The organism is Kamptonema sp. PCC 6506, assembly GCF_000180455.1.
Taxonomy (GTDB): Bacteria; Cyanobacteriota; Cyanobacteriia; order Cyanobacteriales; family Microcoleaceae; genus Kamptonema; species Kamptonema formosum.
Genome location: NZ_CACA01000336.1, coordinates 42,348 through 56,237, shown reverse-complemented (window position 1 = coordinate 56,237; position 13,890 = coordinate 42,348). Strand labels below are relative to the sequence as shown.

The window sequence follows — 13,890 nt, the reverse complement described above, 5'->3', positions numbered from 1 at the left end:
TACGCGATCGCTTTCAGATAAAGAGAAAGCGATCGCGTTTTAGAAGCTGACAATTTGCTATTACTGTCCGAAATAAATTCGGGCAGTTTTAATACCTGAATCTCGCAGGTAGCTTTCCCAACGCTGTGCTATTTGCTGGTCAGTAAATGGCCCCACTTTGACGTGCGGCTCGCCTCCTATATCTGTAGCAACAACGATATCTCCTGACACTCCCAAGCGCAAAATTTCCTGTCTAATTTGCTGTAAATCTCCTCTATTTCCTGAGACTACGACGAAATAGGAATTAGCATTACTTTGGCCTAAGTTTTGAGCGGGTGGGATATAAGGTTGAGTCGGAAGAACATAAGGCTGAGTCGGAGGGAGATAAGGTTGATTTGGGGTAAAAAGTGGTTGATTGGGTATAGCATTACCAAATTCTTGACCGCTACGAACAATAGTAGCTGGAATCCCTCGCGATGCTAATGTTTCTACGCGACGTTCTGCATTAATTTGGTCGCCAAAACTTCCGGCTTGAATTACTTGGACTCCGCTATATTGTCGTACAAAAGCTGTTGATTCTACTCCCCGCACTTGGGATAAGCTTGCACTATTACTATCGACAACAACTTGATAGAGTCCAGTACCCGTTGTCAGGTTACTCTGTGGCAAAGAATTGGGTGGATTTGGGGGGATAAAATTAGGCTGTTGAGTTGGGGGAAAAGAAGGCGTAACTGGGTAATAACTTGGTTGTTGAAATGGTATTAACTCGCTAAATTCTTGACCGTCTTTAAAGTTAGTAATTTGGGCTTCAATGCCTACAGAGCGTAGTTGTAATACGCGCAGTTGAGCTGAGCTTTCATCAAAAAAGCTACCAGCTACAATTACTCGACGCTCTTTGTATAGTAATACTGTTGCTCCTGGCTCTACTTGCTGGACGAATTGTAGCAAGAGGGGGCTATCGCCGTTGACGTAAACTGCGTAGCGACCGGCTTGAATTGCGCTATCTGGGAAAGGTGGAGGATTATACTGTTGTAAAGGGGGATATGGTTGGTAGTTTTGAGCGAGTAATGGGTAATGGGTAGTTGATAATGGGTAGTTGGTAATTGGTAATTGGTAATGGGTAATGGGTAATTGGTAATTCTCCCCTGCTCCCCCGCTCCCACGCTCCCCTGCTCCTCTGCCTCCCCTAGCCCCTAGCAGTTGGTAATTAAAGCATTGTGCAATAACTATGTCGTCATTGCGAGCGAAGCGAAGCAATCTCAGGGCCTTGAGATTGCTTCGCTTCGCTCGCAATGACACCCAATATAAAAGTTTTTAATTGGGTACATACTGCCCTTAATTAGCCGTTAACAGTTAACTGTTAACTGTTAACCACTAACAATTTTAACCGCTGAAGAATTCAAATTGTATTCTGAATCTTCTTGCAACGACCAAGCTTGACCATCGAGAGCCATTTGCTCAATTAAACTCGCTAGGCGCAGAGCTTTAAGAGCCTGTTCTCCCCCGACAGAAGGCTGATTGCCACCACGCACGCAGTTGACAAAATGTTCCAATTCTGCATGAAGTGGTTCAATATTGCTGGTGTAAACCTTCTCAATTAACCCATCCTGACGGTAAAGTACCTGACCGTAATCAGTCACATAATTAGCCGTCGTTTGTCGGTGAATCAAGATTTCATTATTGAGAAAATCAGCCTCCGTCAGAGAATTTTTGCAGTGAGCTACAATCGAACGCAACTTGCGGTGCGTCACCTTGCTTGCAGTCAGGGTAGCCACAATCCCATTCGCAAAGTTCAAAGTAGCTGTTACGTAATCTAAATAGCCGGAGTCAGAAGCACGGCTACCGCTAGCAGTGAGATTAGCCACTGGTGCGGCCGCCAATTCCAGTAACAAGTCAATGTCATGGATCATTAAATCCAAAACCACCGATACATCGTTGGCCCGCTGAGAATACGGACTCATGCGATGAGCTTCTAAAGCCAGTAGCTCTTCAGTTTTCAGCACTTTGCCGAGTTCCTGAAAGGCTGGATTAAAGCGTTCGATGTGGCCAACCTGCAAAATACTGTGCGACTGTGCAGCAGCATTTACCAGAGATTCAGCCTCCGAGATACTCGCAGCTATCGGTTTTTCAATTAATACGTGAATTCCCGCTTGGAGACAAGTCATCCCCACAGCGTGGTGCAAGCGAGTAGGGACAGCGACGCAAACTGCATCTACGTGGTTTAGCAGATCCCGATAGTCCTCAAAAAAGCGAACTCGGTATTTGCTAGCTACATCTATCCCTCGCTCCACATTAATATCTGAAACACCCACGAGTTCGACATCTTTTAACAAGCTCAAAACTCGTGTGTGGTGTTGGCCCATATTGCCAACCCCAATTACCCCAATGCGAAGGGGTTCGGGTTGACCTCGCTGGGCAAAAACGTTGTATCCCACTGACATCCTATCTAGCACTCCTGGATTCTCCTCCACCACAGGAATCAAGCTGATTGGCATCCCTCAGCCACTCAAAGCCATCCAGATACTACCACAGTCACTCTATATGTGAAGAATTTCTAAGCTGAGTACCATTTCCAAATTGCGGACGGGTAATTTTACTTTCTCCCAATTTAAACGGAATTCTGCAATTTCCCCTATCTCTAGAGACAGACTTGAGTGGCCCAGAGGGAGAGAGGGATGTGGGGAAAGCAGACAAGAGCGAGAAATGGCGGAATTTCGGACTTTTTGAGATCAAAACTCAAAACTCCCCATCCCCCCTCCTTGCATAGTCGGTCAGGGTAGTATTATAGAAAGCTGGTATCAAGCAATCTAAGTTTGACTTGTGAGTGTAGGCTGTGGGTGAGGGTGAAAAAATTGCTGAAATCGATGAAAGGCTTTGTTCAAAAGGCCGGGAGAACTGGCATTAGGTTTCCCGGTTCCTCCCCGTTAGGAACAAAACTTAATTTGCTGCTGACTTTGGTGCGGCGAGATTTGGAGGCTCAATACAAAGGGTCGATTCTGGGTAACTTGTGGCCTCTGCTAAATCAGTTATCGCAACTGCTAATTTATACCTATGTTTTTTCAATTGTTCTGAAGGTGAAACTGAACCTGCAAGGATTCCCGGCTAATAGCAATATTACTTTCGGGGTTTGGCTGTTCGCAGGTTTGCTACCTTGGACTGCTTTCACCAGCGGTTTGACAAAAGCTGCTGTATCAGTGATGGGACAGCCTAATCTAGTGAAAAAAGTTGTGTTTCCCTTGGGATTATTGCCACTGGTGCCGATTTTGTCGGCGTTTATTGAGAGTTCTTTGGGTTTGATTGCGTTGATTACGATTGTAGCGGTGTCGTCTCAGAAGCTAGACGCGACTTTGTGGTTGCTGCCGCTGATTTGGCTACCGCAGTTGTTGCTGACGGCGGGTTTGGGGTATTTGGCTGCGGGATTAACGGTGTTTTTGCGCGATATTCCCCAGAGCTTAGGTGTTATCCTGAATCTTTGGTTCTATTTAACCCCTATTGTTTATCCTGCGACTGTGATTCCTGAACAGTGGCGAGTTTGGATATTGTGGCTAAATCCTTTGGCTGCGATCGCAGAAGTTTATCGCGATATCATACTTTTGGGTGAAGTGAAGCACTGGGCCGAGTGGGGAGGAGCCTCCGCAATCTCCCTAGCTGTATTTTACGGAGGCATTTTGGTGTATCGGCGATTGCGTCCTGCCTTTGCTGATGTATTGTAGGGGTGTTTTGAGTGAGTGAGTGTTGATCTCGGCATGACGGAAACTGTAATTTCACTAAAAAATGTGTCCAAATGTTTTAAGCGGTACAAACATCCAGTAGACCGCTTAAAAGAAATGATTTTTCCTGGGACGAAGCTAGCTGACGAATTTTGGGCCTTGCGAGACATTAATATCCAAATTCCCAAGGGGCAAACTTTAGGTATTGTTGGGCGTAATGGTTCTGGGAAAAGTACGCTGTTACAAATTATTGTCGGTACGCTCACGCCAACTACAGGGGAAGTAGAAGTCAAAGGCAGAATTTCAGCTTTATTAGAGTTGGGAAGTGGGTTTAATCCTGAATTTACTGGACGACAAAATGTATTTTTCAATGCTCAATTGCTAGGTTTTAATCAAAAAGAAACTGAAAATAAATTCGATCAAATAGCGGCTTTTGCTGATATCGGCGATTTTATCGATCAGCCAGTCAAAACTTACTCTAGTGGGATGTTTGTTAGGTTAGCTTTTGCTGTTGCCACTAGCGTAGATCCCGATATTCTCGTAGTTGATGAAGCTCTTTCTGTAGGTGATGAAGCCTTTCAGCGTAAATGTTTTGCTCGCCTCCAAATCATTCAAGAAAGAGGAGGTACTATTCTTTTTGTCTCTCATGCAGCTTCTTCTGTTACTCAACTTTGCAAGTCGGCAATTTTAATGGATCATGGGGAATTGCTACTGACTCATACTCCGAAGTTAGTAATTTCTAAATATCAGAAAATGATTTATGCAGAGCCAGACAAAGCTGAAGAATTGAAAGCTGAAATCCGGGAATTGAATAAATTAGTTAAGCAAGAAGCAGAAAATCATCATCACTCTAGTTTAGAGACAAAAAATGGAGAAATTAAGCAAGAGACAGTAACTCCCAGACCTATAGAATATTATGAATTTTACGATCCGGGAATGATCCCGGCTGAGACGGTAAGGTATCCCTCTCGTGGTGCAGAAATCATCAATCCTTGCATCACTACACTGAAGGGGAAAGTAATTAATCACTTGATTGGTCGTCAAGAGTATATTTATACTTACTCAGTGATTTTCTTTAAATCCACTTCCAAAGTCCGCTTTGGAATGTTGATTAAAACAATTAGCGGTTTTGAGTTGGCTGGTTCTTCCTTAAATGCTGCATCTCAATCAGTGCAATATGTTGAAGCAGGTACAACAGTTACAGTAAATTTTCGCTTTAAATGCTTGTTAAATCCAGGAGTTTACTTCCTCAATGCTGGCGTGGTAGGAATGGTAGATGACGATCTGACTTATCTAGATCGCTGTGTTGATGTTGCTATGTTTAGAGTGCAGCCTTGTGCAGAGTCTCAGAGTAATGGGATTGTTGACTTAGTAATCGAGCCGTGCTTAACTGTTGTGAATACTGATTTCATTAATCAAGAACAGGAAAGCGAGGTTGTTTAATAATAGTATGCAAGTTACTGTCAAAATGAATATACATTCGCCAGAAAGCTCCGCTGTCAAAGTATTTATTCAAAATCAAGCTAAGTTTCCCGAAGATTTCAAACCCAACATCTGCGAAGATGATGAAATGTATTTATATAGCCTGAGCAACTTAGATAACGACCGCGATCGGGCTGTTGTTCGTTACTATGCTATTGGTCGCCGGATTTTAGATTCAGTTAAACAAGTTGTTGAATGGCATTTCGATAAATTTGAGAATGTATCATCTTTCCTTGATTTTGCCTGCGGTTACGGTCGTTTTACTCGTTTTTTAATCCAAGAATTGCCCCCAAAACAGATTTGGGTTTCCGATATCTACGCCAATGCGGTTAAGTTCCAAAAAGAATATTTTGGTGTCAATGGTATTGTCTCAACTACAAATCCCGGAGATTATGCAGTTGAGCAGAAGTTTGATTGTATTTTGGCTTGTTCTTTCTTCAGTCATATGCCGGAAAAAACTTTTGTAAATTGGATGCAAAATTTATATGATTTACTATTACCTCAAGGTCTAATTATGTTCAGCGTACTGGACATGGAACTTTTACCTGCTCATGTGGAAGTACCAGATTCAGGAATTGTTTTTAGTCCCTTGAGTGAAAGTCGATCTTTAGATAAAGAAGAATATGGAACTACCTATGTAACTGAGGAATATATCACTAAAATTATCGATCGGGTTAGCGATGGCAAAGCAGTTGTTCATCGCATCCCAAAAGGAATTAGTAGATATCAAGACTTGTATTTAGTAAGTAATGAAAAAGTCAAAGATTTTTCAAGTTTGAACTTTAAACATCACCCGGAAGGTTATCTGGAAGTTGCATATAGAACTCGTAGTGGTACAATTAACCTAGAAGGTTGGGCCGCAGACTTTAATGATGAGGGTAGCATCGAAGAAGTACAAGTGCTTGTCAATGGTCAGCTTGTACAAAGATGCAGACCATTTGATGAACGGGAAGATGTGGCTGAATATTTTAAAACTCAGAGAGCATTGTCTTCAGGTTGGTCTTGTTATTTAGGTAAAGACAAGGTTTTACCGCAGGATATAGTGACGATCAAAGCCATCAATAATTGCGGTCTGGAATGGATAATAGAAAATTGTACTCTAGAATCGCTTCTGAAACTGAAGGAATCGGCAGCTAAGACTCTCTCGACTGAAGCTAAACTGGAACAAACTCAAAGTCAGCTATTATTTACCCAGAAAAAACTGGAGCAAACTGAAACTGAGCTATCTGCGGCGATGAGACAATTAGAGCAAACACAAGCTCAGCTATTGTCTACTCACAAAAAATTAGGGCAAACTGAAAATAAGCTAGCCTCAGTTGAGGTACAATTAGAGCAAACTCAGATTCAGCTAGCCTGTACTCAAGGAGAAAAAGAGCGATCGCAATCTAGAATTATGGCAATGGAGAGTAGTAAATTTTGGAAGTTGAGAGCGGAATGGTTTCGAGTTAAGCGGGCGATGGGGTTAGCTGGAGAAAATGAATGAGGAGGATAGCTTTAGGAATCCCTAAAGAGAATAGAATTTATGAATGTAACTGAGACTAAATCATCTGTTTTTATCATTGCCGGAATGCACCGCTCCGGTACATCTTTAACAGCTTCTCTCCTTCAGAAAGTAGGGGTAAATATTGGCGAAAACTTGGTGGGCCCTGCCTACGGTAATGTTAAGGGACATTTTGAAAATGTTGACTTTGTGGAGTTTCACAAGGCTGTTTTGTGCTCCCAAGGTATAGATGATTTGGGGTCTACCTTACAAACGGAGATTACAGTTACAGATGAATATGTAGAACAAGCTCAAAATATTATCCGCAAAAGTAAAGGCTATTCCCTCTGGGGATGGAAAGATCCCCGCACAACTCTTTTCTTGAATTTTTGGCTGAATTTACTGCCTGATGCCAATGTTATATTTGTTTATCGTTCTCCTTGGGAAGTTGTAGATTCTTTGTACCGCAGGGCCACGGATGATAGCTTGTTAAATAGCCCGGAAATTGCTGTTAAAATGTGGATTCACTATAACAGAAAAGTATTAGCATTTCATCAGCAATACCCGGAACGTTGCTTTTTAGCTCATGTTTATGCAATTGGCAATAAAGCTAATGATTTTGTAGAAACAATTAATAGCAAATTTCATGTTGATTTACCCGCACCGCCACCAGATAATTTTGAAAAATCTTTATTAGTAAATGAAATTTTACAAACTCATAGACCTAGTTTGATTAATAAATATTTTCCAGAGGCTTTAGAACTTTACAGTAAACTTGAGGAGAAAGCCTTAAATCTTGGTAGCGGAATAGCTGTAAGTGATGCTGAATTTATTAAGCAATCTTCCTCCCAGTCTTGGGTTTTTCAAGACTGGCTAGAAATTCGCCAACTCGAAAAACAAAAGAAAATTCTTAAATCTGAGCTTAAACAATGGCAAGAACAATTTAGTGAAGCTCAAGGAAAAGTCAGAGAATTAGAAAATGAATTAGGTTCGACTCAGGTAAAATTGGCAGGTACTGAGGCGCAATTTCAAGAAGCTTTGGCGAAGGTTTTGGGATTAGAAACTGAATTAGGTTCGACTCAGGTAAAACTGGCGGGTACTGAGGCGCAATTTCAAGAAGCTTTAGCCAAAGTTTTGGGATTAGAAAATGAATTAGGTGCGACTCAGGTAAAGCTAGCGGGTACGGAAGCGCAATTTCAAGAAGCTTTAGCCAAAGTTTTGGGATTAGAAACTGAATTAGGTTCGACTCAGGTAAAGCTAGCAGGTACGGAAGCGCAATTTCAAGAAGCTTTAGCAAAAGTTTTGAGATTAGAAACTGAATTAGGTTCGACTCAGGGAGTAGCTGAGGCAAAGGAAGCGCAATTACAAGAAATTGCCGCTCAATTTGCAGAACTAGAAACCGAACTAGGTTCTACTAAAGTAGAATTTAAAGAAATTATGGCGCAAATAGACCGTTCACGCTTAGAGGCTGAAGAATTTCGCGCCGAAATTGCCGCAATTAAGTCTTCTAAATTATGGAAAATCAGGGAAAAATGGTTCGACTTAAAGCGTCGCCTGCGGGACTTATCGCCTCGATTTTTCTTAACTCTAGATGCACCTGCTAGCTGGAATATTGACGGTGGCAACTTAGAAATTGCTGGCTGGTTATTCCATAATAGGATGAGCATTAAAGCAGTACGAGCTAGAATTGGAGAACAGAGTTTCGAGGGAGTTTATGGAATTGGCAGAGGCGATGTAGGTCAATCTTATCCCCATATTCCTAGTGCGGTAAAATCGGGTTTTAGGATTGAAGTTAAACCACTGGCAGGCAGGCAAACGCTACTATTAGAGGCGCAAGATAGCCCAGGAAAATGGCATTTAGTTACATCTTATTCTCTCTCAGTTTCTACAATTCAAGCAGCTTTTGATTCACCAGTAGAGCAGCAGCAACGCCAAGGACAAATTTTGTTTGCAGGTTGGTGTTGTCATCCAGAGCAAAAAATTACTAATTTGACTTTGTACTGTGGAGATATTGCTGTTGATTGTGCTTATGGTTTGCGAAGAAAAGATGTTAACGAGGCTTTTCCTGATTGGGTTGGCAGTTATGAAAGTGGGTTTGAGGCGTTAGTTAATCTACCGCCGGGAGAATGGCCAATTGCTCTACAAGCTCAGCTAGAAAATGGAGAAGTATTATCATTTCACTCGCCTAAAATATTGACTGTAGCGCGTTATAATGTCTGGCAGCGAGGGGCAGATAAATTACAGGAAGTCTCCCGATTTGCAGGGGCAATCAGCAAGCGAATGGGAGAGAGGAAACAGCGCCTGGGAAGAATTCTCCCTATGCCTTGGGAAATAGCAAAGGTGGCGCGTCAGGTAGTAACGATTTATCGACAACAAAAACAATTAAGTTCGTCAGGCGATTTACAATTGCCTGGTGGTTTTGTGGTACCGCAGCCAATAGATACTTATGATGCTTGGCTGGATGTAAATCAGTGGAACGAACGCGCTCGCGAATATCTGATCTCTCGTTTAGAATTGTGTCAGGAGAAACTACCAAAAATTTCTGTGGTGATGCCAGTTTATAATCCACCTATAGAATTTTTGGAGATGGCGATTACCAGCGTTACGAAACAAGTTTATCAGGATTGGGAACTCTGCATCGCTGATGATTGTAGCACAGATGCAACTGTTGCTGAAACATTAAAGAAATTGGCCCAAAAAGATAGCCGGATTCGCCTAGCTTTTCGTACTAAAAACGGTAATATTAGCGCCGCTACCAATAGCGCTGCCGAACTTGCTACAGGCGATTTTATCTTATTTCTTGATAACGATGACGAGCTTACTCCTGACGCATTAGGGGAAGTTGCTTTATATCTAGCAGCACATCCAGAAACAGATTTCCTCTACTCAGACGATGACAAAATCGACACTGAAGGTCATCGATTTTGCCCGCAATTCAAACCTGACTGGTCGCCGGAATTGCTACTTTCCTATATGTATCTCGGTCATTTGTGCGTCGTAAGAAGCCAAATCTTTGAGAAAATTGGCGGCTTGCGTCTGGGGTTTGAAGGGTCACAAGATTACGATTTTGCGTTGAGAGCTACAGAAGTTTCTCGTCAAGTTGGGCATCTACCCTTAGTATTATATCACTGGCGAACAGCGCCAGGTTCTACAGCAATATCAGGAGCCGCTAAACCGGCTAGTTTTGGTGCCGGTCAAAAAGCAATTCAAGAAGCTTTAGAACGGCGAAAAATTGCGGGTAGTGTATATCAACCAGACTGGGCAAGTAAAGAAAATTTGGGCATATTCTCCCAGCATTTTCCTGACAATGGGCCTGCTGTGACGATTATTATCCCTACGAAAAATCAGTTAATGTTGCTCAAAGGTTGTCTGGATTCTCTCAAAAAGACAACTTATCAAAATTATCAAGTAGTCGCGATCGATAATGAAAGCGACGATCCGAAGACGCTGGAATATTTAAATCAAATTCATCATCAAGTTTTGCGGATTAAAAATGAAGGCGGTAAATTTAGTTTTGCTGCTATTAATAACCGTGCTGTAGAAAAAGTTGAGAGCGAATATATCCTATTTTTGAATAACGATACTGAGGTAATTAATCCACGCTGGCTAAGTCAAATGGTGGGATATGCTCAGGTTTCTGGAGTGGGTGCAGTTGGTGCGAGACTCTTGTATCCTGATAGTAGGATTCAGCACGCTGGGATAATTCACGGATTGCATCATGGTTTGGCTGGTCATGCTTTTAAGTTAATGTCTAGCGACAATCGGGGTTATCTTTCCCTAGCAATGGTAACGCGAAATTACTCGGCCGTGACAGCAGCCTGTATGCTAACACCACGCAATTTGTTCTTAGAATTAGGTGGTTTTGATGAGCAAAACTTTGCCGTTGCTTACAACGATGTTGACTATGGATATCGTTTGTTAGAACAGGGTTATCGCTCAGTTTACTGTCCTGATGCTGAACTTCTGCACCGCGAAGGTACTTCTAGGGGTTTTAACGATAACCCGCAGGAAGTTGCAGCCTATCGACGCAAGTATGCGCGGAAAGTAGATGATTTTTATAGCCCTCATTTATCTTTAGATGATGAGTATTTTCGCATTCAACCCCGCCGATTCTTTTTGAAGGAAGAAGGAAGAAGGAAGAAGGAAGAAGGAAGAAATGCACTTACATTTCGACCAAAATTGTTGATGTGCAGCAATTCTTTAGATTTCACTGGTGCGCCGCTACATCAATATGAAATAGCTGTGGAATTGTTCTCTAAAGGAATAGTTGAACCTGTTATATTTTGCACTACAGATGGGCCCTTACGGGAGGTTTACGAACAGCAGGGTATGAAAGTAATTGTGCGCGATAACCCGCTGGAACATATCTATCAGCGCGATGCTTACGATCGCGCGATCCGAATATTTACAAAAGAGGTTGATAGCTACAATGTTGATGTCATTTATGTCAATACTTTAGAAAACTTTTTCATGGTAGATGTTGCCCGCGAACTAGGTATTTCTTCGGTGTGGAACGTCCATGAAAGCGACCCTTGGCAAACTTATTTTGACAGATTTGGGCCGGAAATCGCTGCTAGAGCACTTGAATGTTTTCGATTTCCTTATCAAGTAATTTTTGTGGCTGATGCGACGCGGGATAGATATTGGCAACTCAATAGCCACCACAATTTCCGAGTGATTCACAATGGGTTAGATTTGAGTAGGTTAGATCGGTCGGGAAATTCAGATTTAGCGAGGAAAAGTCTGGGTGTTGAACCAGGTGAGGTGATGATGTTGCTGTTGGGTACTGTGTGCGATCGCAAAGGTCAGCAAGACTTGGTGAAAGCGCTTTCATATTTACCTGAAAAATGGCATAATCGCATTAGATGTTTTATTGTCGGCAATCGCCCCAGTCTTTACAGCAATAAGTTAACTGGAATGGTCAGTGAATTGCCAGAAGAATTGCGACAACGGGTAAGTTTAGTCTCCGAAACTCCAGAGACAGCAAAGTATTATCAAGCAGCCGACATTTTTGTTTGCACATCTCGCGTAGAAAGTTTTCCCAGAGTGATTTTAGAAGCGATGGCTTACGATTTGCCGATCGTGACAACGCCAGTATTTGGGATCAGAGAACAAGTTAGACCTGGCATCAATGGTTTATTTTATACTCCCGATCGACCGGAAGAACTGGCTGCATCTCTGTTATCTTTGTTGGAAGATGAATCACTGCGGCATCGTCTTGCTGAGAATGCGAAATATGTTCTAGAATCATTGAATACTTTTGAGGAGATGACTCAAGATTATGGTCAGATTTTTTGTGAAGCCTACCTCAATCGCAAAAAATTTAACTGAGGAATTCAAACTACATTTAAACTAAATAAACACAGCTAAAAATTCTATGGTTAAGTCAATAAAACGGTTAATTAAAAAGATTCTCAAACGACTTTTATTGATACCAGACAAGAAAGATTTAACCATATTCGATTGGCTGCAAAAATATGGTTTATCTCAAGCGAGAAATTACTGGGAAACAACTCCTAGGGCTGGGGTGGCTAGCCAATGGGTATCGAATCCTATTATTGAAGAGTCTATTAACAAGCGGATGTCTGGGGGAGAGACGCAAAAATATTGGCTAGCTTGGTTAATTGAAGATTTTTTTGCCTGCCAAAAATTTGATAGATTATTATCAATTGGATGCGGTATTGGTAATCATGAGGTAATTATAGCTAAATTAGGTTTAGCTAAACATATTGATGCCTTCGACTTCTCGGATGCTTCTTTAGAAATTGCCAGAAAAAATGCAGATTTGGCAGGAGTTAGTATTAACTTTTATCAAGATGATTTCAATAATTTTCAGATCGCTGAAGACCTTAAATATGACGTTGTATTTTGTTCTGGTTCCCTGCATCATGTGAAAGAAATCGAACGATTTATGTCAATTGTTCATCAATCTTTAAAACCAGAGGGCTACTTAATTGTCAATGAATATGTAGGAGACTGCTATAATATCTACAGTCAGCATCAAGTAGATTTGATCAATCGGTTATATAATTGCTTTCCCGATGAACTTAAATCGGGCAAAATGGAAACATTTATTAACCCAACACTTAAGCAGGTATTTGAAGCCGATCCTTCTGAGGCAGTGCGCTCAAAACTGATACTTCCCCTACTTGCCGAATACTTTGAGATGGAAGTTTTTAACCCCCTTGGAGGAGCAATATTACACCCAATGTACCCGTTATTAGATCACAGTCAATTTTTACCGGGAGATGCAAAAGGGGAAGCAATTATTAGGCTACTTCTAGAATTTGAAAATATTTTAATGGAGTTACCGGGAGGACTACAAACTGATTTTTGTTTGAGCATTTTGCGCCCCAAAGATATATGATTAACATAATTAGCAATTAAGCAACATTTTTGTAACGCCGCCCTCTGGGCAGTATCCTAACCGCCCAGAGGGCGACGTTACATTAGAAAATACGGGAACTTATTACCAACTTAAACATCAACATCATTGACATCGGCAAGTTAAAAACATGAAAATTGATTATGAGGGAGCCTGGGACAGTTACGCCCAGCAATGGCAAAAAAATAACCCCGAATTGGGTCATATTGGGGATGAATGGATTGGCAAAGCAGCCGGGGCTGCGAATTCATTGGCAGAGTATGAAACGCTGATAGAAGAGCGATTTATTGCACCTTATATTAAAAAAGAGCATACAGTTTTAGAAATTGGGATCGGCGGTGGACGGACGGGGGCAATGTTGCTAAAATATTGCGATCGCGCGATCTGTGCCGATATTTCCAGTGAAATGTTACAAGCTGCGCGATCGCGCTTAGGTGACGAACGAGTAAGTTATGTTAAACTCGACGGTTTAACATTGGGAGGCATTAATCCTAACTCCGCAGATGTGTGCTTTTGCTACGATACAATGGTGCATATAGAACCGAGAGATATTTTTAACTACCTGACTCAGATTCCTAAAGTTTTGCGGGGAGATGCCCTCTGTGTATTTCACCACAGTAATATTTTCACTGAATTAGGCTGGGAAAAATTCTTGAGTGACTGGCCTCTAAACTTAATGGGGCACCGAGATGGAACTGCTTTCTCAATTATGACTGATACGATTATGGAAAAATTTCTCACACATTTGAACTACAAAATCCTTTTAAAAGATGCTTCCTCCGTCCCGCGAGATTGCGTCTGGGTTTGTCAAGCCCCAAGCTATTAATAACTCACTACAATTATCACCTTTCTAC

The 13,890-nt window shown here is 41.7% G+C and carries 8 protein-coding genes; 6 read left to right on the top strand and 2 right to left on the bottom strand.

Annotated elements, in window-relative coordinates:
* Positions 1 to 60: 60 nt before the first annotated feature.
* The gene (locus OSCI_RS31035; protein ID WP_007357511.1) at positions 61 to 1,236 is read right to left on the bottom strand and encodes an SPOR domain-containing protein; all 1,176 of its coding nucleotides are present in this window, start codon (positions 1,234 to 1,236) and stop codon (positions 61 to 63) included.
* 110 nt (positions 1,237 to 1,346) lie between these two features.
* Positions 1,347 to 2,420: a Gfo/Idh/MocA family protein gene (locus tag OSCI_RS22700; protein ID WP_019487823.1), complete on the bottom strand. Its 1,074-nt coding sequence runs from the start codon at positions 2,418 to 2,420 to the stop codon at positions 1,347 to 1,349.
* Positions 2,421 to 2,843: 423 nt separating this feature from the next.
* Between OSCI_RS22700 and OSCI_RS22695 the strand changes: the two genes are divergently transcribed.
* The 6 genes from OSCI_RS22695 (at position 2,844) to OSCI_RS22670 (ending at position 13,862) form a co-directional block, all read left to right on the top strand.
* Positions 2,844 to 3,692: an ABC transporter permease gene (locus tag OSCI_RS22695; protein ID WP_007357508.1), complete on the top strand. Its 849-nt coding sequence runs from the start codon at positions 2,844 to 2,846 to the stop codon at positions 3,690 to 3,692.
* A gap of 33 nt (positions 3,693 to 3,725) precedes the next feature.
* A complete protein-coding gene (locus tag OSCI_RS22690; RefSeq protein ID WP_007357507.1) occupies positions 3,726 to 5,132 on the top strand; it encodes an ABC transporter ATP-binding protein in 1,407 nt (468 codons plus the stop codon).
* Between the two features lie 25 nt (positions 5,133 to 5,157).
* A complete protein-coding gene (locus OSCI_RS22685; RefSeq protein ID WP_234708808.1) occupies positions 5,158 to 6,654 on the top strand; it encodes a class I SAM-dependent methyltransferase in 1,497 nt (498 codons plus the stop codon).
* A 39-nt stretch (positions 6,655 to 6,693) separates the two neighbouring features.
* Positions 6,694 to 11,982 (top strand): glycosyltransferase, encoded by a 5,289-nt coding sequence (locus OSCI_RS22680; protein WP_007357505.1) that lies wholly within the window; start codon positions 6,694 to 6,696, stop codon positions 11,980 to 11,982.
* Between the two features lie 46 nt (positions 11,983 to 12,028).
* Positions 12,029 to 13,018, top strand: coding sequence for a class I SAM-dependent methyltransferase (locus OSCI_RS22675; RefSeq protein WP_007357504.1), 990 nt, complete (start codon positions 12,029 to 12,031; stop codon positions 13,016 to 13,018).
* Between the two features lie 148 nt (positions 13,019 to 13,166).
* The gene (locus OSCI_RS22670; protein ID WP_007357503.1) at positions 13,167 to 13,862 is read left to right on the top strand and encodes a class I SAM-dependent methyltransferase; all 696 of its coding nucleotides are present in this window, start codon (positions 13,167 to 13,169) and stop codon (positions 13,860 to 13,862) included.
* Positions 13,863 to 13,890 lie beyond the last annotated feature (28 nt).